The 24945-nt window shown below is 58.9% G+C and carries 14 protein-coding genes; 7 read left to right on the top strand and 7 right to left on the bottom strand.

The features are described 5' to 3' along the window. Nucleotides 1-262 precede the first annotated feature (262 nt). The 3 genes from ASG68_RS19960 to ASG68_RS33080 all read left to right on the top strand — a co-directional run bounded on the left by ASG68_RS19960 (nucleotide 263) and on the right by ASG68_RS33080 (nucleotide 11956). Nucleotides 263-10036 carry a calcium-binding protein gene (locus tag ASG68_RS19960; RefSeq protein ID WP_062580267.1) on the top strand — a complete coding sequence of 3258 codons (9774 nt, stop codon included), beginning with the start codon at nucleotides 263-265 and terminating at the stop codon, nucleotides 10034-10036. Between the two features lie 267 nt (nucleotides 10037-10303). Next, on the top strand, nucleotides 10304-10507 hold the full coding sequence (locus ASG68_RS19955; RefSeq protein WP_062580265.1) for a hypothetical protein: 204 nt from the start codon (nucleotides 10304-10306) through the stop codon (nucleotides 10505-10507). A gap of 444 nt (nucleotides 10508-10951) precedes the next feature. Next, complete coding sequence (locus ASG68_RS33080; protein ID WP_062580262.1) at nucleotides 10952-11956, top strand: GlxA family transcriptional regulator; 1005 nt, start codon at nucleotides 10952-10954, stop codon at nucleotides 11954-11956. A gap of 57 nt (nucleotides 11957-12013) precedes the next feature. On the opposite strand, the gene ASG68_RS19945 is transcribed toward ASG68_RS33080, so the two are convergent. The 7 genes from ASG68_RS19945 to ASG68_RS19915 all read right to left on the bottom strand — a co-directional run bounded on the left by ASG68_RS19945 (nucleotide 12014) and on the right by ASG68_RS19915 (nucleotide 21508). Beyond that, a complete protein-coding gene (locus ASG68_RS19945; protein ID WP_082478212.1) occupies nucleotides 12014-13255 on the bottom strand; it encodes a diguanylate cyclase in 1242 nt (413 codons plus the stop codon). 336 nt (nucleotides 13256-13591) lie between these two features. Beyond that, nucleotides 13592-14425 (bottom strand): response regulator, encoded by an 834-nt coding sequence (locus tag ASG68_RS19940; RefSeq protein ID WP_062580259.1) that lies wholly within the window; start codon nucleotides 14423-14425, stop codon nucleotides 13592-13594. 121 nt (nucleotides 14426-14546) lie between these two features. After that, nucleotides 14547-14810, bottom strand: a complete 264-nt coding sequence (locus ASG68_RS19935; RefSeq protein WP_082478178.1) for a hypothetical protein — start codon at nucleotides 14808-14810, stop codon at nucleotides 14547-14549. Nucleotides 14811-15077: 267 nt separating this feature from the next. Next, nucleotides 15078-17639, bottom strand: a complete 2562-nt coding sequence (locus ASG68_RS19930; protein WP_062602554.1) for a GcvT family protein — start codon at nucleotides 17637-17639, stop codon at nucleotides 15078-15080. A 153-nt stretch (nucleotides 17640-17792) separates the two neighbouring features. Continuing rightward, nucleotides 17793-20327 carry a mechanosensitive ion channel family protein gene (locus ASG68_RS19925; RefSeq protein ID WP_062580251.1) on the bottom strand — a complete coding sequence of 845 codons (2535 nt, stop codon included), beginning with the start codon at nucleotides 20325-20327 and terminating at the stop codon, nucleotides 17793-17795. Nucleotides 20328-20445: 118 nt separating this feature from the next. Continuing rightward, complete coding sequence (locus ASG68_RS19920) at nucleotides 20446-21006, bottom strand: DUF924 family protein (RefSeq protein WP_062580248.1); 561 nt, start codon at nucleotides 21004-21006, stop codon at nucleotides 20446-20448. Nucleotides 21007-21166: 160 nt separating this feature from the next. Then, nucleotides 21167-21508, bottom strand: coding sequence for a hypothetical protein (locus ASG68_RS19915; RefSeq protein WP_062580246.1), 342 nt, complete (start codon nucleotides 21506-21508; stop codon nucleotides 21167-21169). Between the two features lie 197 nt (nucleotides 21509-21705). On the opposite strand from ASG68_RS19915, the gene ASG68_RS19910 reads away from it, so the two are divergent. From ASG68_RS19910 to cysW, 4 genes are all read left to right on the top strand, one after another. Continuing rightward, complete coding sequence (locus ASG68_RS19910; RefSeq protein WP_062580244.1) at nucleotides 21706-21978, top strand: hypothetical protein; 273 nt, start codon at nucleotides 21706-21708, stop codon at nucleotides 21976-21978. A 189-nt stretch (nucleotides 21979-22167) separates the two neighbouring features. Beyond that, the gene (locus ASG68_RS19905; RefSeq protein ID WP_062580241.1) at nucleotides 22168-23193 is read left to right on the top strand and encodes a sulfate ABC transporter substrate-binding protein; all 1026 of its coding nucleotides are present in this window, start codon (nucleotides 22168-22170) and stop codon (nucleotides 23191-23193) included. 8 nt (nucleotides 23194-23201) lie between these two features. Next, entirely contained in the window at nucleotides 23202-24059 is an 858-nt protein-coding gene (cysT, locus tag ASG68_RS19900) for a sulfate ABC transporter permease subunit CysT (protein ID WP_062580239.1), read from the top strand. After that, nucleotides 24049-24933: a sulfate ABC transporter permease subunit CysW gene (gene cysW / locus ASG68_RS19895; protein ID WP_062580237.1), complete on the top strand. Its 885-nt coding sequence runs from the start codon at nucleotides 24049-24051 to the stop codon at nucleotides 24931-24933. Before cysT ends, cysW begins: the two co-directional genes overlap by 11 nt. Nucleotides 24934-24945: the final 12 nt, after the last annotated feature.

Raw genomic sequence — 24945 nt, 5'->3', positions numbered from 1 at the left:
CGGATGCACTGACGCGACCACAACGTGAATCTGCTTATTTTTCGCGAAAAAGCAGAGATTTAAAGCAGAAGCGCGGGTGAGCCTGCCCTTCCAAACACTCTCCTCACCCATTTTAGCTATGTTTTGCAATTTTCTTGGGCAGATGCTCGAAGATGTTTCACTTCTTCCTAAAAAACAGATATACACATGGTAAACGAAGTCTTTCATAGTAATTTTATTGCAATGCAAAAATAATAATTTCAGTCTGTGGGGGAGCTCGGGCATGACTGACACGACGCAACTGTCGTTTTCGATCGATGATTTGCCGATGTGGGGTCCGAATAGCCCGAACATCGACCAGACCTACACTCTCGTCAATCTGAACTTCGCCGACCAGCGTGTCTTCAGCCTCGGCGGCAACGCCCTCGGCGTCAGTGTCGGGCTGGATATCGGCTTCAGTTATGCGGCCATGTTCAATCTGGCGGCTCATCTGAAATGGGATCTCGGCACGATGGGCGTCGCCTACGAGATCGATGCCGACATTCTCGATTCACCCGAATTCTCCCTGAATGACATCGTCCATTTCGACACAAGCGCCTTCAAGCAGCTCTCCGGCCAATTGGTGACGTCCGGACTGGATCCGGCGAACTTTCATTTCGATGTCACAATGTCCTATGGCGCCTTTGCGCAATTCGACACGACGACCGGCGTCAGCATCGGCTCCTTCACGGCCAATCTGCCGAGCGCCTACCAGATCTTCAACCTGCCGAACACGACCAACACGCTGTTCGAGGCCAATCTCAGCGACGTCGTCAACGGATCGATCCCCTTCAACTATCCGGGCTCGCTGATTTCCGGCCTGTTGCGCGTTCCGCTCGACCCGCTCACCACCAATGACACGGAAGAGGAACTGGAAGGTGACCTGTCCGATCTCCTCAGTGAGGGATCGACGATCGACATCGTGCAGGCGGCTCTTGATATCGACGGCCTGATTGCCGCCTTCTTCGGATTCCCTTCGCCGCTCGGTGTTTCCGTTCCCCTGTTCACCGATCCCGGTGGTGGCGTGCTGGGCTTCAACTTCGATCTGATCGACACGACGGCGTCGCTGAATTTCCGGGTCGACCAGAAGTTCGAATTCACCCCCGATCCGATCTCCGTCACCATGACCGTCGCCGAGACGGGTCAGGTGCTCAATGGCGAACTCGGTGACGATTTCGTGTTCGACACGCCTGTCGCCGGCTACGGCAACCACAACGTCCATGCCAGCTTCAACCTGACGGGCGAACTGCGCAACCTGACCAGCCTGGTCATCAACGGCCAGTTGACCCTCGATATCCTGAAAGCCTCTGTTTCCAACACCATCCTGGCACCGGGATTGGGCTTCGAATTTATCTGGGGACCGCTGATCTCCTTCTCCAAGGACTGGGATCTCGCCAAGATCACCCTGTTCGACGAAACCTTCGATGTCGATCTCGGCACGATCGAGGTGGACTATGTCATTCCGTGGGAGCGGTTCTACGTCGGCACGTCCGGTGCCGATTCCCTGACACTCACGCCGCATCAGGTGACCTATGACGGCTTTGCCGGCAATGACACCATCACCGGCAATGCGCTTGACAATACGATCAATGGCGGCGTCGATAATGACATGATCATGGGGAAGTCCGGCGCGGATATCCTCGATGGCGGCGACGGCGCCGACAGCTTGTCCTATGCCTTCGATCCCGCGCGTGTGGTCGTCAACCTCAGCAGCGTCCAACGCACCATCGACTCCATCACTGTTGATGCCGGGACCGCGATCGACGGCTATGGCTTTATCGACACTGTCAGCAATTTCGAGGAAATCTACGGCAGCGGACATGCTGATATCCTGATTGCCGGCGATGCCGGTTCGTCGATCAGCGGTGGCGAAGGTGCTGACCAACTGTTCGGCAGCGACGCTGTCGATACGCTGCTGGGCGGAAAAGGCATCGACACGCTGCATGGCGGCGGCGGCAAGGATATCGTCCAGGGCGGCGAAGGCGACGACTTCCTCTATGGTGATGGTGACGACGACATCCTCATGGGCCAGTGGGAAGACGACTATATCGATGGCGGTAGCGGCTTTGACCTCACTGACTACCAGGTCGACTACATGAATGTCGTGGTCAATCTCTCCGACAGCGGCAAGACGGCTGGCGGCAGGACGGTCGCGTCGATGCATGCCAATCACGGTGATGACGATACTGACACGTTGGTCAATATCGAAGGTGCCATCGGCTCCGACCACGACGACTATTTCTTCGGCGGCGCTGGCGACAACGCCTTCTACGGCCGCGACGGCAAGGATATCTTCTTTGCTAGCGGCGGGACAGACACCCTGGTCGGTGAACTGGGAGACGACACCTATTACGTCGACAGCCTGCAAACCGTCATCTTCGAAAACCTGCGCCTGACCGGCGGTGGCTACGACACGATCTACGCCTCGATCGATTATTCCCTTGCCGACGCAGACGGCAAGCGCGCCGATATCGAGGACCTGCACCTGACCGGCGCCGCCCGCAGCGCCACCGGCAATGCACTCAACAATCAGATCTTCGGCACCGCCGGAAACGACTATCTCGACGGCGGTGCCGGCAGCGACACGCTTTCAGGCGCGGGCGGCAACGATACATATGTCTTCGACAGTGCGGGCGACCGCGTCGTTGAGGAAGAAGACGGTGGCCACGATACGATCCTGCTGGCGACCGGCGGCTTCTCCAATATCGGCGCCATTCCAACGTTCAGCATCAACGAAAGCTGGGCCGTCGACGTCGAGGACCTGTTCCTCACCGACAATCTGAAAAACGTCCATCTGACCGGCAATGCGCTCGATAACGTCCTGTCCGGCAACCAGAATGCCCAGCTGATCGAGGGTCTCGGCGGCAATGACATGCTGATCGGCATCGGTGGCGGCGACACGCTGCGTGGCGGTGACGGCGACGATACCGGCGTCTTCAACCTTGCCGGACAGAATGCCTATAACAGTGTGTTCGAAGGCGGGGCCGATACCGATACGCTGATCATGGACTGGTCGCTGGCAACAGTCGACATCATCTATGGCGGCACCAACTACCGGACAACAATCAGCGCCGTGAACAGCGGCGACTATTCCGGCTATGCCCACATGTCCTTCACCGACGTCGAGCGGTTCCACCTGACCGGTGGCGCGGGCAACGACAACCTGATTGGCGGCGCGCTTGAGGATATCCTCGTCGGCGGCGCGGGTTATGACCGGCTGGAAGGAAAGGCCGGCAAAGGCACGTACAATGGCGGCAGCGAAGTCGATATCGTCATCGCCAGCATCGCGACGACTGTGCCTAAGAGTTTTTCGCTTGTCCTGCAGAACGCACTGGCCTCTGAAATCATTGTCAATTCCGGAACCGATATCGAAACGAAATGGCAGGGTGTCGAGGTCGTTCAGCTCGCCACCGCTGCTGGCAATGATACGCTGGATGCGCGGTTGAACACAAAGACCGCCGTCAACATTCATGGTTACCACGGCAACTGGTTCAATGCCGGTAGCGGCAACGACACATTCAAGATCAATTTCAATTCACAAGGATACGATCACGGTTTCACCGGCGGCGATGGAACCGATACACTGGTGATGGATTGGGCCGGCGCGAACAACGCCATCATTTACAACGGCACCAACTACCGCACCACCGTCAACGCCCTCGTGAGCGGTGATTACAGCGGCTACATGCACATGTCGTTCACCGACGTCGAGCGGTTCCAGCTCACCGGCGGCCTGAGCGACGACAATCTGGTCGGCGGCGCGCTGGATGACATCCTGATCGGCAATGCCGGCACGGATCGCCTGGAAGGCAAAGGCGGCAAGGGTCAATACCAGGGCGGTGACGGCACGGATATCGTCATCGCTTCGGTCGCAAGCGCCGTGGGCAAGAACTTTGTGCTCGCACTGCAGGCAACGCAATCTGCGGAAATCACCGTCAACTCCGGCACCGATGCGGAAACGAAGTGGCGGGGCGTCGAGGTCGTCCATCTGGCAACCGCTGACGGCAACGATACGCTCGATGCGCGACTGACCACCAAGACAGCGGTCAACATCTGGGGCGCTGCCGGCAACTGGTTCAATGCCGGCAATGGCGACGACACGTTCAAGATCAATTTCAATTCACAGGGCTATGAGCACGGTTTCACCGGCGGTGATGGGGTCGATACCCTGGTCATGGACTGGTCCGGCGCGAACAACGACATCATCTATAACGGCCCGAACTACCGCACCACTGTCAACGCCGCCGTCAGCGGCGACTATGGCGGCTACATGCATATGGCGTTCACCGACGTCGAACGGTTCCAGCTGACGGGTGGAGCTGGAAATGACAATCTGGTCGGCGGCGCCATCGACGACATCCTGATCGGCGGCGATGGCTTCGACCGGCTGGAAGGAAAGACCGGCAAAGGCACCTATAATGGCGGCGCGGCAACGGATATCGTTATCGCCTCGGGACTTTCCGAAGCCGGCAAGAATTTCACCCTTGCACTCCAGGCGACACAAACCGGCCCGGTCACTGCCAATAGCGGCAATGCGCTGGAAACGATCTGGCAGGGCATCGAGACCGTCTTGCTGACCTCCGGCGGCGGCGACGATACGCTGGATGCCAGCCTCACCAACAAGACCCGCCTCGACATTCACGGCGCCAACGGCAACCGTTTCGACGCCGGCGCAGGTAACGACACGTTCAAGGTCAATTTCAACGCCCAGGCTTACGACCACGCCTTTATCGCCGGTGATGGTACCGACACGCTTGTAATGAACTGGGCCGGCGCCACCAACGCCATCATCTACCAGGGCACCAATTACCGCACGACGGTCGATGCCGCCGTGAGTGGTGACTATGGCGGCTACATGCATATGAGCTTCTTGGATGTCGAGCGGTTCCATCTCACTGGCGGCCTTGGCGACGACAACCTGGTCGGTGGCGCAATCGACGACATCCTGATCGGCGGCGGCGGTTTTGACCGCCTGGAAGGCAAGACCGGCAAGGGAACCTATGACGGCGGCACCGGCACCGATATCGCAATAGCAACAATCGCAAGCGACGCGACCAACAACTTCACCCTTGCGCTTCAGTCTGCCATGACGACCATGGCGACGGTGAATGGCGGCTCGGGCGTCGAAACAAAGTGGCGCGGTATCGAGGTCGTGCAACTGGTCACCGCCAGCGGCGACGATACCCTTGACGCCCAACTGACCAACAAGACCAGTGTCGGCATCCACAGCTATAGCGGTAACCTGTTTGATGCCGGCGCCGGCAACGACACGTTCAAGATCAACTTCAATTCGCAGGGCTACGGCCACAGCTTCGCGGCCGGCGACGGTGTCGATACGCTGGTGATGGATTGGGCAGGCGCCAACAACGGCATCATCGCCGGTGACGGCTATTACCGCACCACCGTGAACGCCGTCGATTCCGGCGATTATTCCGGCTACATGCATGTCTATTATTCCAACGTCGAGCGGTTCCAGCTGACCGGCGGCGCGGGCGATGACAACCTGATCGGCGGCGCCATCGATGACATCCTGATCGGCAATGCCGGCACGGACCGTTTGGAGGGCAAGACCGGCAAGGGAACCTATGACGGCGGCACCGGCACGGATCTCGCCATCGCGAATGTCGCCAGCGACGCGACCAATGACTTCACGCTTGCGCTGCAAGCGGCCCTGACAACCACGACGACCGTCAACGCCACCACCGCCATCGAGACGAAATGGCGCGGCATCGAAGTCGTCCATCTGGTCACGGCCGGTGGCGACGATATGCTGGATGCGCAACTCGCGACCAAGACTCGCGTCGATATCTATGGCTATGGCGGCAACGTCTTCGATTCTGGTACCGGCAACGACACATTCAAGATCAACTTCAATTCACAGGGTCCCGGTCACAGTTTCGCGGCCGGCGATGATATCGATACGCTCGTGATGGACTGGGCCGACGCGACCAATGACGTCATTGCCGGTGATGGATACTTCCGGACAACCGTCAATGCCGCCGTATCGGGCGACTATTCCGGCTACATGCACGTCTATTATTCCAGCGTCGAACGCTTCCAGCTGACCGGCGGCCTCGGCAACGACAATCTCATCGGCGCCGCGCTCGACGACATCCTGATCGGCGGCGACGGGTCCGATAGGCTGGACGGCAAGGCCGGCAAGGGCACATATAACGGCGGCGCGGGAACCGACATCGCCATTGCGACCGTTGCCAGCGATACCGGAAAGAATTTTTCCTTGGCGCTACAGAGCACGCAGAATGCGGCGGTCACGTCCAACAGTGGAACGGACATTCAGACAACATGGCAGGGGCTTGAGGTCGTTCAACTGACGACCGGCGCCGGCAATGACACGCTGGATACCCGGCTGGACGCAAAAACCTTCGTCGGCATCTGGAGCTACAGCGGCAACAGTTTTGACGCCGGTGCCGGCAATGACACGTTCCGCGTCAACTTCAATTCGCAGGGTTATGGCCACGGCTTTGCCGGCGGCGACGGCACGGACACGATGCTGATCGACTGGAGTGCCGCGACCAACGGCATCATCGCCGGCGACGGCTATTACCGGACGACGGTCAACGCGGTGAATTCCGGCGACTATTCCGGCTACATGCATGTCTTCTATTCCAGCGTCGAGCGCTTCCAGTTGTACGGCGGCGCGGGCGACGACAACCTGATCGGCGGCGCGCTCGATGATACGCTCTCGGGCGGTGCCGGATACGACCGGCTGGAAGGCAAGGCCGGCAAGGGCAGCTACAATGGCGGCGCGGGTATGGACCTGGTGATCGCCGAGATTGCCTCGACGACGGCGGCGAATTTCTCGCTTGCCCTGCAGGCAACGCAGACGGCCAATGTCGTGGTCGATAGCGGCGGCGCCACGGAAACCAGCTGGCGCGGCATCGAGGTCGTGCAATTGAAGACAGGCCTTGGCAACGATGTTCTAGATGCCCGCCTGAGCACCAAGACCTCGGTCGGCTCGTGGGGCTACAGCGGCAACGGCTTCGACGCCGGCGGTGGCGACGACACGTTCAAGATCAACTTCAACTCGCAGGGCTATGGCCACGGCTTTGCCGGCGGAGACGGCACCGATACGCTGGTCATGGACTGGAGCGGCGCCAACAACGACATCATCTATGGCGGCACCTATTACCGCACGATAGTCAATGCAGTCGATAGCGGCGACTATTTCGGCTACATGCATATGAGCTTCTCGGACGTCGAACGTTTCGAGTTGACCGGCGGCTCGGGCAACGACACACTGCGCGGCAGCGATCTCAGCGATACTCTTTCGGGCGGCGCCGGTGACGACAGCCTGACCGGCGGGCTCGGAGCAGACCTGTTCATCTACAGCGGCGGCAACGACCAGATTACCGATTTCGACATCACCAAGGATACGTTGAAGAGCGCACTGTTCAGCACCTTCACCTCGTTCACCCAACTGCTGTCCAAGATCGACCAGACCAACCATACCAACACCGTCATCAACTTCGCCGCCGGCACCAGCCTTACCCTGCTGGGCCTCGACTGGATCGACCTGAAGGCGACGGCGATTGCCCATGCTGCTCCGACGATCACCTCGAATGGCGGCGCAGCCCTCGCCTTGTCGGTCGTCGAAAACACGACTGCGGTCTCAACTATCGTGGCCACGGATCCCGATGGCGGCGTCGTTAAATTCTCGCTGACGGGTGCCGATGCCTCGAAATTCCAGATCAGCGCAACCGGCGTCCTTACCTTCAAGGCCGGCCCCGACTTCGAAACCAAGGCGGATACGGGGGCGAACAACGTTTACGACGTCACTGTGAGGGTTACCGACAATTTCGGCCTGACGGACACCCAGGCTGTCGCGGTGACCGTCACCAATATCGAGGAAGGTCCATCGATCACTTCGAACGGCGGCGGAGCAACCGCGGCGGTTTCGGTGGCGGAAAACAGCACGGCCGTCACGACGGTCATTGCCGTCGACCCCGAGGGCGATGCCCGGGTCTATTCGATCTCGGGCGGCGCCGACGCGTCCAAATTCACGATCAACGCGACAACCGGCGCACTCACCTTCAAGGCGGCACCGGATTTCGAAACGAAGACGGACACTGGCACCAACAATACCTACGACGTCATCGTCAAGGCGATCTCGATCGGCGGGTCCGACACGCAGGCGCTTGCAGTGACCGTCGCTAATGTCAACGAAGCGCCACGCATCACCTCCAATGGCGGCGGCACCAGCGCCAGCATTTCCATTGCCGAGAACAGGACGGGCGTCACGACCGTCGCCTCCAGTGATGTCGATGCCGGCGCGACACGGACTTACGCGATCTCAGGCGGCGCCGATTCGGCGCTGTTTGCGATCAACGCCGCGACCGGTGCGCTGACCTTCAAGGCAGCGCCCAGCTTCGAGACAAAACTCGATGCCGGCACCAACAACATCTACGACATTATTGTCAAAGTGACCGACGATGGTGGCCTGACGGATATGCAGTCGCTTGCCGTGACGATCACCAATGTCAACGAGGCACCGACGATCACCTCGAATGGCGGCGGCGGCACGGCCAGCATTTCGCTCGCCGAAAACAAGACGGCGGTCACCACCGTTACCGCCACGGATCAGGACGCCGGAGCGACACGCACTTATACGATCTCCGGTGGCGCGGATGCAGCTCTGTTCACCATCAATGCCACGACCGGTGCCCTCGCCTTCAAGGCAGCGCCGGACTTCGAGACGAAACTGGACACCGGTGGCAACAATATCTACGACCTTGTCGTCAAGGTGACAGACGACACCGGCCTGACGGATAGCCAGGCAATCGCCGTCACGCTCACCAATGTCAACGAGGCGCCGCGTATTACCTCGAATGGCGGTAGCAGCACCGCCAGCATTTCCGTCGCGGAAAACAAGACCACCGTTACCACCGTCGCCTCCAGCGATGTCGATGCAGGCGCGACCCGAACCTATGCCATTTCGGGCGGTGCGGATGCTTCGCTGTTCACCATCAATGCCACGACCGGCGCCCTCACCTTCAAGTCGGCACCTGATTTCGAAACGAAGAAGGATGCCGGCACGAACAATATCTACGACCTCGTCGTCAAAGTCACAGACGACGGCGGCCTGACGGATACGCAGGCAATTGCCGTCACCGTGACCAATGTCAACGAAGCCCCCACCATTACGTCCAATGGCGGCGGTGCGACCGCAAGCGTCTCGATCAACGAGAACACGACAGCGGTCACGACGGTGACCTCGACTGATCCGGACACCGGAGCAACACGCACCTACGCTCTGTCCGGTGGCGCCGATGCCTCGCTGTTCACGATCAACGCGACGACCGGAGCCCTCGCCTTCAAGTCGGCACCGGATTTCGAAACGAAGAAGGATGGTGGCGCTGACAATATCTATGATGTCATCGTCAAGGTGACAGACAATGGCAGCTTGACAGATACACAGGCCATTGCCGTTACGATCAAAAACGTCAATGAAGCGCCAGGCGCAATCACCCTTTCCAAAACGACCGTTGCGGAAAACACGGCGATCGGGAAAACCGCCGGCACTTTCTCCGCCATCGATCCAGAAGGAAAGGCGCTGAGCTACAAGCTCACGGACACCGCCGGCGGGCTGTTCAAGCTGTCCGGCACCACATTGCAGGTTGCAAAGGCGATCGACTACGAAACAGTGAAGAGCGATACGATCACGGTCGAGGTGAAGGACGCCGATGGCTTCGCGGCGACGAAAACATTCACCATCACCGTCACGGATGTCGTCGAAGCCAGCAAGGGCACCGGCGGCGGCTTCCAGCCTCCGTCGGAACAGGACAGTTTCCACTTCGGCGACTCCTCCGGAAAGGTAGGCGACGCAAAGATGCTTCCGGCGTCTCTCTTCATCCCGGAAGACGACACGATCGATGTGCTTGGTCTCGCAGCCACTCAGTCTGCTCTTGACACGCATCATGCCATGGATGCCCTGGACGGAGACTGGACCACCATCTCATGGGCCTCACCAGCGACAGGATCGAATGATTTCCTGATCTAAAACTCGCAATGGTTCTCATTTTTTTCGCAAGCGCCTCCATGTGGCGCTTGCGGCAATGCCAGCAAAAAATACCAGGGAAATCTATTTGGACAGCATGTCCTTCCCTTGCTGCACAGTCAACGCGACGGAAATTCTGTCTGCGAGAAGCATCATATTCCTTGATGCATGAGATCAATTATATTCGCTTGAATGATGAATGGGTCAGGCGCATTACTCTTTCCATGGTCGCGACCTTTTGAAGCCCTCACTCCAAAAGGAACCAGGAAAATGGCATTCTTCAGCTTGGAACATTCACCGCAGACCGGACGCTCGTCCGTTGCTTCTGCCATCGTCAGCCTGCGTTCGCGCGCCGTCGCATCGTGGAAGCGCTACCGGACCGAACGCGAACTCGAAGGCCTGTCCTACGACGCCTTGAAGGATATCGGCTTTCCCTCGGCCGACATGCTCAACAAGGACGCGCCGACACGATGAACGATCCGGCACCGGCAAAAGCGGGTGACGATCCTGCCTGTCCCAAAGACGCAGACCACGCATGAAAGGGCATTTTGCCATGATGGCGGAATGCCCTTTTTGATTTTTGGAAACAGCAGCATCAACACATGACGCAGATGGCCTGTTTCCGACACAGAACGGAAATCGCAAAACGTCGCAAACTGAAAACCGGAACCGCCGAGATAAATCGCCGACAAATGTCACACGTCACACCCGCGATGTAGAATGCGACAAATTCGTCGCTTACAGCCAAAATACTGGGCGTTTTCGCAGGCATACGCCACTTTCGGCGGCAGCACCCGGTGTGTCGCAAACATTTATTTCTTCCCAGTCGCAGCCGTCCATGCGAATGTCGTAATCAGGAAAGCCAGATGACGCTTTTCCACGTGACAAATGCGACATCTGCGGTGCTGGGAACCTTCGATGAACAAGCCACTGACCAAAAAGCGATCTCTCGTCTTCTTTCTCGTGCCGAACTTTTCCATGCTGCCGTTTTCGGCTGCCATCGAAACGCTCCGCATCGCCAACCGCATGTTAGGCTATGAAGCCTATACCTGGCGTCTGTCCTCGACGGACGGCACGCAGGTCCTGTCCTCGAGCGGCATCGGCCTCGAGGTAAACACCTCGCTTGCCGACGAGCGCAAGTTTCTCGGTGGCGAAAACCGTCCGTCCATGGTGCTGGTCTGTTCCGGCATCTATGTCGAGGACTTCAACAACAAATCGGTCAATGCCTGGCTGCGCGAAGTCTACAATCGCGGCGTCTCGGTCGGCAGCCTCTGTACGGGCGCCCATGTGCTGGCCTCGGCCGGCCTCCTGACCGGTAAGCGTTGCGCGATCCACTGGGAAAACCTGCCGGGCTTCGCCGAGAGCTTCCCGCAGGTCGATGTCTATGCCGACCTCTACGAAATCGACAGCAATATCTACACCTGCGCCGGCGGCACAGCCTCGCTCGACATGATGCTCAACTTGATCGATCAGGATTTCGGCGAAAACCTCGTCAACCGCGTCTGCGAGCAGGCGCTCACCGACCGTGTCCGCGGCCCACATGACCGCCAGCGCCTGCCGCTGCGCGCCCGCCTTGGCGTACAGAATGCCAAGGTCCTGTCGATTATCGAACTGATGGAAGGCAATCTGTCCGAGCCGCTGTCTCTTCTCGAAATCGCTGACAGCGCCGGCCTGTCGCGCCGCCAAATCGAGCGCCTGTTTCGCCAGGAAATGGGCCGCTCCCCTGCCCGCTACTATCTGGAAATCCGGCTCGACCGCGCACGCCACCTTCTCGTCCAGTCGGCCATGCCGGTCGTCGAGGTCGCGGTTGCCTGCGGCTTCGTATCGGCCTCGCACTTCTCCAAGTGTTATCGCGAACTCTACAACCGTTCGCCGCAGCAGGAGCGTGCCGAGCGCAAACTGACGCTACAAACGGTTCGCTGAGCCAATTCAGGAAATAACGAAATGCGAAGGCGGCCCGATCGGTCGCCTTTTTCGCGTTCAGGACGCCATGGATTTGAGAAGCGTCAGTTCCGAGACGATCCGGTTGCGGCCGTCATATTTCGCCATGTAGAGGAACTGATCGGCGGCGTTGAGGTAGTTTTCGAAGGATTCAAGGCTTTCGATGGTCGCAAGACCGATCGAGACCGTGACCGACAGTTCCTCGTCGTCCGCAGTAATTTTCGTTCTGGCGAGATCGAGCCGCAGCGTTTCGCAATATTCATGCGCGGCGGCGGCATCAAGCCCGTTAAACAGAACACCGAACTCCTCGCCACCGAGACGCGCCAAGAGATGCTCCTCGCCGACAGTCACCTTCAGGCGCTTCGCGACAGCCTTGAGCACGAGATCGCCGACTTCATGTCCATACGTGTCATTGAGGCGCTTGAAGTGGTCGATATCGAGGATGGCAATGGACGTCGTCTCGCCACGCCGCAGACATTGCTCCACGAGCCTGGGACCAGACTGGAAGAAATAGCGCCTGTTGTAGATATCGGTCAGATAGTCGCGCGCGGCGATGCTGTGCAGAGCCTGAATGCGCTTCTGGATATTGGCGACCAGGAAAACCCGGCTGTTGAACTCTTCCACCAGAAAAGGCTTCTGGATGAATTCCGTGCCGCCGCATTGCAGGAAGCGAGCGGCGTGCTGGCGATCGTCACCAGCGGCAAGCGCGATCACACTGACAGCGTCCTCCCCATGCCGCTGGCGGATTTCGGCCAGCAGGGTGTAGGCAGACATGTCTGAGAGCGCAACATCGGTGATGACAACATCGATCGCATCGCTGCTGTCGAGTGCCTGTAGAGCCTCCGCCCCGGCGCACGCCTGTACGACGTTGAACTGCTGCTGTTCGAGCAGTGCCAGAAGGTCACCACGGGAAGCATCGTCGGAATCGACCAGAAGCACGTTGGTCCGAACATTGGTCAGCGCCCGGTCCACCACGCTAATGACGTGACCGATGGAATCGGGCTGGCTCTTGATGACGCAATCGACGACCTTGCGTGAAAGAATATCCTCGCGCGTCTGGTTGTTGAACGAGCCTGTGAAGACGATCGCCGCAATACCGTGCGCGATCACATAATCGAGGGCTTCGCAATTTGGCGCATCGGGCAAGTTGAGGTCGAGAACCGCCAGCGAATAGTCCCCGCCACTCTCGACGGCGCGCTTGAGCGCCGTCAGCGACGGGCAATGGGTGACGTCGATACCGTGCGCCGTCTCCAAGCCATGTTTGAGAACTGTCGAGAACATGCGGGAATCCTCGATCAGAAGCATTCGTTTGCCCGAATGCTTCTGCAGGTCGTTCCCCCGCCCCGGCGCTTTCCGAAAACCCACGTTCCGTTAATCCCGTAGTGAGCCTTAGGCGTTTCCTGGTCCTGGACGCTGGCTCTCAGATACTTATCTTTTTATCGGATACCGAATCTGCCCCCGCAGAACGCTATCCGTTTTCCCGTCGATGTATTCAAACGACTTGCCGTTGCGAATTGGTTAAGTCGTCAGGCAAAATGATGAATTTGGCGGCTGGATACTCAAAAATGTCACATTTCCAGCCGCCGAAGCGTATAAATTAGCAAAACAGCATGGATTTCACGCTTTTCGAGCGATTTTCGTGCTCAAAGTCTGGATTTTTGTCAGCGTATCGAGGTTTTGATTGACGCGGCAGTAGAACTCTTCATTGACGAAGGGTCGCAGCATGAAATCGTTACCGCCCGCCTTCAGGAAGCGCGCCGACAGCAAGCGGTTTGCCGAGGACGATACGCCAATGATGCGCAGTTGGTGCGGACCGTAGGCGCCGCGGATGCGGCGTGTCAGTTCGAAACCATCGATATCGGGCATGTTATAGTCGGTGATGACCAGGCCGATATCCGGGTGCTTCTTCAAGAGGTCGAGCGCGGCAGCGCCGCTTTCGGCCGAGCTTGTGCGGAAATTATAGCGCTTCAACTGCGTTGTCAGCAATGCACGCGCCGTCGGGCTGTCATCGACGATCAGCACGTGATGCTGGTGGTTGGTGAGGAAGCGGCAGACGGATTCAGCCAGCATGTCGACCGCAAAGACGCTGTCCTTGATCACGTAGTCGACCAGTTCCTTGGCAAGGATCGTCTCGCGCGTGCTTTCCTGGAATGTTCCGGTGAAGACAATTGTCGGGATGCTCATGTCGATGAGATAGGACAGAGCCTCGCCGTTTTCAGCGCCCGGCAGGTTGATGTTGGAAATAGCAAGCGTGGCCGGAAAGGATGCATTCTCGACGGCGAACTGCAGGTCGTCGTAATCGCGGCAGACGATGACGTCGATATCGAGAAGTTCCTTCAGTCTCTTGGAGACCATGGCCGAGAAAAGATTGGAATCTTCGGCAAGCACAATGCGGTGCTGCTGCAAGGATTCACCGGAATAGTACATTCCGGACACGCCAAAAAATGACATAGATCGCCTATCTGAAAAGATTGTCCCCTAGGGTCAAGCTACGCAGAAAGGTTTTCGCAGTGGTTAATCGCTTGCTGAAATAATACCGGAGCGAAACGGGCAATAACTGCCCGCTGCGACACTATTTTACGACAGGCGATCCGTTGACGATTTCCAGCGTCTCGTCACCCTGGAGACCGATACGGTCTCCACTCGGGGTGGTGATGAAACAGCCGCTCGGGCAGATCGATTCCGTGCCGCCAGCGCTGATGGCGACCTCCATGCGATTTTCGCCCTCGACAATCACGAGGACGGCCGCCTCTCCATCCTTGTTGGTCACGTTGGCGGACCAGGCCGGAAAAGCCGCGATGATTGTCAAAACGCATGCACTGACAAAAGTCTTCATTGCCATTCAGCGACGCCGCGCTGCCCCTTTTGGCGACCCGTGCATCCAGGCGACATACCCGGACAGGACGAGCCCCCTTCTGCCCGACATCAGATTATCCGACGTTGGAAGAATTGCATGCAAAATATGATGGAGCGGCTGAATAGAGGCTGAATGAGTTGAAGGCGCCCGAAAAACACAATCGGGTCGCAGCGGAGATCCGAAATGAAAAACGCGCCAGCCGATCCGGCCAGCGCGCTTTTTTTCGACTGAATGAACCTGACCGGCTTAGCTGCGCGGCTTGAGGTTTTCCGGGTCGTACAACGGCTTGTAGCCCACGCCCACCACCTCGACCGGATAGGTCTCGGCGAAATACTCGACATTCAGCTTGCGGCCTTCCTGGGCATAGGCATGCGGCAGATAGGCCAGCGCGATGTTCTTGCCGATGGTCGGGCCGTAGGCGACAGACGTCGTGTAGGAGCGGCGGCCGAGTTCATCCACCAGAACCTCGCCGGTTTCCGGATCCATGACCGGCATCGAGCCGACGGGATAGCGCTTCACGCCGTTGGCGTCGGTGTTTTCCGTCATGACCAGAGTGCAGAGCATGGCCGGCTGGTGGTCACGCGCCTTGTATTCCAGGTGCTTGGCCTTGCCGCGGAAATCGGCTTCCTTGACCTTCGGACGCGCGAGATCGGCCTCGATCAGGTTATACTGGGTGAGCAGGTCGCCGTTCTGCAGGCGAAGGCTCTTTTCCATGCGGCGCGAGTTTGCATAGGTCTCGACGCCGAACGCCATGACGCCGGTGGCGCGCAAAGCGTCCCAGACAGCCAGGCCGTCTTCGTATTTCATGTGAAGTTCCCAGCCCTGCTCGCCGACATAGGAAATGCGGAAGGCCGAAACATTCTTGCCGGCGATCTCGATTTGCTTGATCGCAGCGAAGGCGAAGTTCTCGATATCGAGACCGGCGGGATCCTTGACGACCTTCTTCAGCGTATCGCGGGCATTCGGTCCCCAGATGCCGATGGTGATGTACTTTTCCGACGTGTCGGTGATGGTGACATCGAGGCCACGATCCTGTGCGACGCGCTTCATGTAATGGAAGTCACGCGGACCGGCGTCGGCACCGTTCACCAAACGGCAGCGGTCAGCCATGCGGAAGACGGTGAAGTCGGCACGCACCATGCCCTCGTCGTCGAGGAAGTGGGTATAGATGCCCTTGCCGATATTCGCATCGCCACCGATCTTGGCGGCGCAAAGCCATTCGAGCAGCTCGACGTGATCCGGGCCTTCGATATCGACCATGTGGAAGTGGGAGAGGTTGACGATACCGCAATCCTCGCTCATCGCCAGATGCTCGGCATTCGAGACGCGCCAGAAGTGGCGACTGTCCCACTCGTTCTCACGCACCGGCACGCGGTTGCCATACTTTTCAAGCAGGTGCTCGTTGGCAGCATAGCCATGCGCACGCTCCCACCCACCAAGCTCCATGAAGTAACCGCCGAGTTCCTTTTCACGCTCGTGGAAGGGCGAGCGCTTGGCGCCACGGCCCGTCGCATAGGGTTCGCGGGTATGGACGGCCGGGAAGTAGATCTTCTGGGCGGCCTCGTAGGAGCGTCCTTCGATGAACTCTTCCGTCAGCTGGTGTGGATAAAAGCGGGAATAGTCGATCGAGTTGTGGTCGATCTCGGTGCGGCCGTCGGTCATCCAGTCAGCAATCAGCTTGCCGTAGCCAGGGCCGTCCTTGACCCAGATGGCGACGCAATACCAGAGGCCGCGCACCTTCTGGCTCTCGCCGCAGGACGGACCGCCGGCGGCAGACACCTGCAACAGGCCGTTGAACGAATGGCCTTCATTATAGCCGAGTTCGCCGAGGATCGGCGTCAGTTCCATGGCCTTTTCAAGCGGCTCGAGAATCTGTTCCATGTCGAGGTCGCGCTGCGACGGCGACAGGCGCGCCTCGTGCTTTTCGAGAATGTCGCGCGGATGGCACATGCGCGGATTGTGCTGCTCGTAATAGCCCCACTCGATTTGGCCGCCTTCGGTGGTCTTCGGGTCGCCCGTGTCACGCATATAGGCGGAGTTGCCCTGGTCGCGCAGCAACGGATAGCCGATTTCTTTGCCGGTACCTTCAAACTCGTTGTACGGGCCGAAGAAGGTCAGCGGATGGTCGACCGGCATGACCGGCAGGTCTTCACCGACCATTTCGGCGATCAGGCGGCCCCAGATGCCGGCGCAGACGATGACGTGATCGGCCATGATCGTGCCGCGATGGGTGACGACGCCCTTGATACGGCCACCTTCGACGATCAGCGATGTCGCGGGCGTGTTACCGAAGATCTGCAGCTTGCCCGACTTTTCAGCAGCATCGACCAGCTTTCCGGCGACCGTCTGCGAGCGCGGGATGACGAGGCCGGCATCCGGATCGAACATGCCGCCCATGACCTGATCTTCCTCGATCAGCGGGAACATGGCCTTGATCTCGGACGGCGAGACATAGTGTGCGCGGGTGCCGAAGGCCTTGGCGGACGACAGCTTGCGCTTGATCTCTTCCATCCAAGTGTCATCGCCGGTGCGCGCCACTTCCAGGCCGCCGATGCGAGCGTAGTGCCCCATCTTCTCGTAGAAATCGATCGAATACTGGGTGGTCCAGACAGAGAGATAGTCATGGCTGGTCGTGTAACAGAAGTCGGATGCATGTGCCGTCGATCCGATGTCCGTCGGAATGCCGGACTTGTCGATGCCGACGATATCATCCCATCCGCGCTCGATCAGGTGATGCGCGATCGACGCACCGACGATGCCGCCGAGCCCAATGATTACGACCTTCGCCTTCTGAGGAAATTCTGCCATTTCGTGGAACCCTGATTGAATATTGAACGCGAATTTAGAGCGTGCTCCGTCGCGATTAGAGCCTGTCTACGACATTCTTATCATGCTGCACGACCAGAGCCGGACAGTCCACGAATTGACGCATCGGGAAGCGGATTTTTTTGCCGACGCCGCTCACCCCTTGTCGCCTGCTGCGTCCACCGAAACCCTGCGCGGGCGGCGCTGCGTTCCGCTGCGCTTGACCGCTTCCTCGGCTGCAATCGGCTCGGGAGGCCCCGCCATTTCCGCCTGCTGCGCAAGCGCGTCCGCCTCAGGTCCCGGCGGCAGCGGCTCCGGTTCCAGCACATCCGCCGGGAATGGAGCACCAAGCCCCTCCTCCCGGAACCGCTCGTAGATGGCGAGCCGAAGATCGTTGCGCACGCCGTTGCCGTTGACGATATCGGCGAGATAGACCCGCAACTCGAATGTCATCGTCGCCTCGCCGAAAGCCGCGAAAACGGCTTGTGGCTCCGGGTTTTTCAAGACGAGCGGATGGCTGGCGGCGATCTGCAGCAGCGTATCCATGACCTGCCGCGGAACACTGTTGTAGCTGACGGTGACCGGAATGTCGGAACGGCCAAGCTTGTTCTTGTGCGTCCAGTTGCCCACCGACGCGTTGATGAATAGCGAATTCGGCACCATGATCGTCTGACGCTGGAAGGTCTCGATTTCCGTCGCGCGCACCGAAATCCGCTTGACGAAACCCTCGGTCGTCCCGGTCACCACCCAGTCCCCCACCTTGAACGGCCGCTCGACAAGAAGAATGAGGCCCGAGACGAAGTTCGAGACGATATTCTGCAGACCGAAACCGACGCCGAGGGAGAGCGCGCCGGCGACAAGCGCCAGGTTCGATAAATCGAATCCCGCTGCCGAGACACCGATAAGACCCGCGAGACCGACACCGAGATAGCCCACACCGGTTCTGACAGAATTGCGCACGCCGGCATCAATGCGGCTGCGCGCCATGACGCTGCCATCGAGCCAGCGCTGGAACCAGCGCGTTACCACATAACCGCCGGCAAACAGCAATATTCCCGCCAGGATGCCGACGATCGAAATGGTTATGCTGCCGATCTTGATCTCGGTAAAAATCCTGTAGGCCCAGGATTCGATATCGGCGATCTTGAAGCCCCATTGAAGGAGAATGAGCGGGATGAAAAATGCGACGACCATCGCATAGATGCCGAGACCTGCAGCCAGACCGACCTGGTCGAGTGCCACCTGTTCAAGTCCGAACCGCTTTTCGAGCCGTCGGCCGACCACGGTGTCGGCAAGAGCGTTCTGCTTGGCAACAGCCTTGCCCGTCAGGATGCCGATATACATCGTCACCAGGATGGCGCCGGTCATGACGATCTGAGTGGCAATGAAGCGGCCGAGACCAACATAGCCGGACAGAGTCAACAGAATGAGAGCGGCGCCCGTCAGAACGAAAAGCAGTGAAACCGCTCTTGGCCATGGCTTGCCCTGCCCATCGAGCATCTCGCCGCGCGGCACGATCGGCTTGATCAGTGCCATCGCCATCAAGATGAATCCGATGATGACTGTGGCGATCAGGCTTTTCACGACCGTAAAGACAACCGGAGAGCCCATTACTTCGCTGATCGTACCCGCCAGATAGTCGAGGCCGTTGACAACCGCCATGGCAATGATGGCTACAACCAGCAACCGGGCGCCGCGATCCGACACCCGAACCAGACGCCACCCGCTTTCCTTTGGTGCAAGGACAGCATTCGCCAGCGTCGAAACGAAGACCAGCGCAACGGAGATCGCGAGCAGAATCGAGACGATTGGCGCAATGTCCGGCCTGAGAACCTTGAAGGCCTGAAGGAAAAAGTAACTCGTCGCAGCAAAGACACCTGTCGCCAATGTCGGAATCATCGTCGACCAGAATGCCACCGACAGCCGGGTGATATAGCCCGGTTCATCGAATGAAACCTCGCGGTGGATGAGTGGGAAAAACAGTTTCCGCGTTACCGCAGCCAAAAGCAGGGCTGCACACAGCGACAGGAAGATCGCAGACAGCAGCTGGATTCGCTTGAAATTCCAGGCGAACCCCAGCCAACTCCCGACGGTGCGCACGAATGCGCGCCGCTCGGTATCGATGGCGGCAATGGCGTCGATCACCATGGACCGATCGAGTTCGGTGTGCTTGAGCAGCGTGTTGCTGAAAAGGGCGCGTCGTGTCGCGGTGATGCCATTCGACAGTTTGGTCGCCCGAATGGAAAGATCTTCCGCCGTGCCGGTCAGTGCATTGATTTCGCCCCGCTCTGCCGCCAGTCGCTTGCGCTCCTGCGCTACGACATCGGCTTCCGGTGGTGCACCTTCCGCCGGCGGATCACCCAGCTCCGTCAGGCGGCTCTTGATCTCGTCCAGTCGCGGACGAGTCGCAACAGACGTGGCGATGATCTGCTTGGCAGCCGCATCGACCTCCACCTTCAGTTCTGCCAGGCGATTGTCGTCGTCTTTCGCACGCGCCACCAGATCGGTCAGCCGCGCCACGTTCTTGCGCGCTTCTTCAAGCTGCTGGGCAGCCTGGGCCTGTGGGCTGGCCACCTCCGTTGCCGGCTGTTCGGCAGTTTTCGCAGGTGGTTGCTGTTGCTGCGCCATGACGGGCAGCGACACGGCAACCATCCACAACGACAGAAAGGCGGAGGCGATTTTAGACATCATCGGTATTCAAGTATCCTTTTCCTGCCGTCGGCCGCTCTCAAGGAATCGAAATGCCGCAAACTGCTGGCTGCTCCTTAGGACGAGGTGCCACCAGATGCAAAAGCTCGCCCCGAAACTATCAGAACGAAGACCCCGGCTGGGACAGAAAATCGATTTCCGCCCTGCTGGAAACACGTCCGAGAGCTGCATTTCTATGCGGAAAGCGACCGAACCGTCGAATGACCTCGCAATGTCTTATGGCAAAATCGAGATGCTCGGCATCCCGTAGCTCGGTAAAGAGCTTCACAGAGACAACCTGGTCGGCAAGATATTCCGAATGTTCGAACGGAAGATAGAAGAAGGGTCGTTGATCCACCGGAACGTCAAGGTCGGCTCCAGCATCCAGGGCGAACCGCGCCTCGCGAAGCGCCAGACCGTCGGTCGCGAATGCCAGGGCCGTGCCGCGATAGATGTTGCGCGGAATTTGGTCGAGAACAATGATCGCTGCCAGCCGGCCGGCCGCTGTATCACGCCAATATGGAGAAATGGCCGCCGCCAGCGCGAGATGCGTCTCACGAAATCGACGATCGCACTGCAGATCCACCTCCGCAGTCGGCTCGAACCAGTCCTGCGGACGCAATTCGTCGAACCAGAATGTGAGAACCTCATCCGGCGTACATATCTGGCGCGTATCCGCCATGATTGCCTCTCCCTTGCGCCATAAATGTCAGCGCCTCATCCGTCGAGGCCCACCCGTCGGAGACATAGGAGCATGTACGACCGTTTCCAGCATGGGAAACTGCCGCAGTTGCGGAAAGCGAGCTGTGATGCTGCCGGAACAGGCCAGGGGCCGGGCGGTCTTACCGCTCTCGCAGCAGACCCGGCAGAGCGTTGCCGCCGGGACCATATTGTTGCCTTCCCGTTTCACAGGCAAGTTCGGCATTGCCGCGCCGGATAGCCCCCTCGCGGGCATTGGCCATGGCATCGATCACGTCGTAGTCGCGGTTGGATTTTCCGATCTTCTGGCTGATAGCCATGGTCGTGACGGAGACGGTGTCCATTTCAAGCGCGGGACAGACCCGGGCAAAAGCGACCACGTCGGCAATCTTTTCCATGATATCTTCGCGCGCGCCCTTGGCGGCCGCAAAAGTCGTGTCTGCGAGAAGTACAAGAAAAATGGAGGCAAGGAGTTTACGTTTCATGGCATCAAGTCCCCGTAAAACCTCCCATATTCATTCTTGCTGATTCGCTGATATTCGCAAGGGCAACGCCGACGGCGGCGCAAGCTCGGCACAAGCAGCGGATTTCCGTCTCTGAACGATCGCGAGACTGGAAAATTTCCGCTGGCGCGCTAAATTCTGGTTGTGAGGGATATGATCGTCCCAAAGGGAGTTCGACGATGAAATTCATGGTCGTTACGGCATTTTCCGCCCTGTTTCTGACAGCCTGCGTCGCGCCGACGCCGTATAACAGCCTGGAGCCCATACCCGGCAGCATCACCTACAACGGCCAGCCCCGCACCAAGCTCAAGAAAGCGCCGGTCGGCAGCACGCTGCACAACAATTTCTACGGCCCCTTCGGCGAGCGGATTGAGGAGACCTACATGGTCATGCCGGATCGATCGCTTAAACTTGTTGCACGCTACCGTGAGCCTTGGGGATTCCGTGATTGACGCCACGCATCGCCGGAGCGGGCCGCTTATGAGCGATCCCTGTTGCAATCACTCCTGCGAGGCAAATGATTTCGGCATTGGCATCCGTCGAGGGCAGGACTTTCTCCGGCCGCGCGGCGAAAAGGAATGTTCTGCGTTATAATATCCCACCTAATGGATAGAGTATGCCTGCTAACAACGGAGGTAGACATGCGAGCGAAACAACTCACGAAATTCTTTACGGTGGCGCTTCTCGCCACGAGTATCCAGGTTGGTGGCCTGGGTTTCGCGTTTGCAGATACGACGCTGCTCAATGTCTCCTATGACCCGACGCGCGAACTCTACAAGGATTTCAACGCGGCCTTCGCTGAAAAGTGGAAGGCGGATACGGGCGAGACAGTGACGATCCAGGCGTCGCATGGGGGATCCGGCAAGCAGGCACGCGCCGTCATCGACGGGCTCGAAGCCGATGTGGTCACGCTGGCGCTCGAAGCCGATATCGACGCCATCGCCAAGGAAACCGGAAAGATTCCGGCTGACTGGAAAACGAAATTCGAAAACAACAGTGCGCCCTACACCTCGACGATCGTATTCCTTGTGCGCAAGGGCAATCCGAAGGGCATCAAGGACTGGGGCGATCTGGTCAAGGACGATATCCAGGTGATCACGCCCAACCCGAAGACCTCGGGCGGCGCGCGCTGGAACTTCCTCGCAGCCTGGGCGTGGGCACGCGCGGCCAACAACGGTGATGATGCCAAGGCACAGGAATATGTGACGCAGCTCTTCAAGCATGTCCCGGTTCTCGATACTGGCGCACGTGGCTCGACGACGACGTTCGTGCAGCGTGGCCTCGGCGACGTTCTGCTCGCCTGGGAAAACGAAGCCTATCTGTCGCTGGAAGAACTCGGCCCGGATCAGTTCGAGATCGTCACACCCTCGATCTCGATCAAGGCTGAACCGCCGGTTGCTCTCGTTGACGGCAATGTCGACGCGAAGGGCACCCGCAAGGTGGCTGAAGCCTATCTCCAGTACCTGTACTCGGATGTCGGCCAGAAAATCGCCGCCAAGCACTACTATCGCCCCTTCAAGCCTGAGGTCGCCGACCCGGAAGACATCAAGCGTTTTGCCGACGTGAAGCTGTCGACTATTGACGAATTCGGCGGATGGAAGGAAGCTCAGCCGAAATATTTCGGAGACGGTGGGCTCTTCGACCAGATCTACAAGCCGGGGCAATAAGAGACTTAATGACCGCACGCACAGCTTCGCTGTGGCAATTCAGACAGCCGAGCGTCATTCCGGGATTCGGATTGGCGCTCGGCGTTACTTTGTCATGGCTCATACTCATCATTCTCATCCCTCTTTCCGGCCTTGCCTGGCGCTCCAGCGCCTTGGGGTGGAGCACATTCTGGACGCTGGCTACCGACACCAGAACCGTCAATGCGCTACGCATCAGCTTCGGCACCGCCTTCCTCGCCGCCCTCGTCAACGTGATCTTCGGGGTGATTCTCGCCTGGGTCCTGGTTCGCTACCGCTTTCCCGGCAAGCGGATCATTGACGCCATGGTCGACCTGCCTTTCGCACTGCCGACCGCTGTCGCCGGCATCGCGCTCACCGCACTCTATGCTCCGAACGGCTGGATCGGCAGCCTGCTTACACCCTTCGGCATCAAGATCGCCTTCACGCCGATCGGCATCGTTTTCGCGCTGGTCTTCGTCGGCCTGCCTTTCGTTGTCCGGACGGTGCAGCCGATCATGGAAGAGATCGACAAGGAAGTGGAGGAAGCCGCCGCTACACTTGGCGCCAATCGTTTCCAGACGATCAGGCGGGTTCTTCTGCCGGGGCTTGCACCTGCTGTCCTCACTGGTTTCGCGCTCGCCTTCGCCCGAGGCGTCGGCGAATATGGCTCCGTCATCTTCATCGCCGGCAATCTGCCTTACGTCTCGGAAATCGCACCGCTTCTGATCGTCATCCGGCTGGAAGAATTCAACTACCCCGCAGCGACCGCCATTGCGGCTGTCATGCTGATCATTTCCTTCGCCATGCTGTTGATCATCAACACGATACAGGCCTGGAGCAGACGGAGGTACGGTTATGGCGCATGATGCCATTTCATCGCGAACCGGCAACACGGAAACTGTCCGCATCGCCACATCCGAAAGCCGTCTGGCCCGTTATGGCTTGATCGGCGTCGCGCTCTGTTTTGTCGCGCTTTTCCTGGTCCTGCCGCTGGCGGCAGTCTTCACAGAAGCCATGCGCAATGGCCCTGGAGAGTTCGCCACCGTTCTGGCCGACCCGGAAACCTTTGCGGCAATCAAACTGACCCTGCTCGTCGCGGTCATCGCGGTCCCGCTCAATCTGGTTTTCGGCATTGCTGCGGCCTGGGCGATCGCCAAGTTCGAATTCAAGGGCAAGGCGTTTCTCACAACGCTGATCGACCTGCCCTTCTCGGTTTCCCCGGTCATTTCGGGTCTCGTCTTCGTTCTGCTGTTCGGTTCGCACAGTCTGCTCGGCCCTTGGCTGCAAAGCCACGGCATTCAGATCCTGTTTGCCGTTCCCGGCATCGTGCTCGCAACCGTGTTCGTCACCTTCCCCTTCGTTGCCCGCGAACTGATCCCGCTGATGCAGGAACAGGGCACCAGCGACGAAGAGGCAGCCCTGTCACTCGGCGCAAGCGGCTGGCAGACCTTCTGGTATGTCACCCTGCCGAACATCAAATGGGGATTGCTCTACGGCGTTCTTCTCTGCAACGCCCGTGCCATGGGCGAGTTCGGTGCGGTCTCGGTCGTCTCCGGCCATATTCGCGGCCTGACGAACACCATGCCGCTGCAGGTGGAAATCCTCTACAACGAATACAATTTCGTTGCCGCCTTCGCGGTTGCAACGCTGCTCGCCCTGTTGGCCCTTGTTACGCTCGTTCTGAAATCGGTGCTTGAAATGAAGTACAGCGAACAGATCGCCGCCAGCCGCAGGCACTGAAAGGTCAAGTTT

It is taken from the genome of Rhizobium sp. Leaf453, from assembly GCF_001425605.1.
Lineage (GTDB): Bacteria > Pseudomonadota > Alphaproteobacteria > Rhizobiales > Rhizobiaceae > Pararhizobium.
The sequence above is the reverse complement of the archived record's forward strand: the minus strand, read 5'-3'. Positions and strand labels throughout refer to the sequence as shown.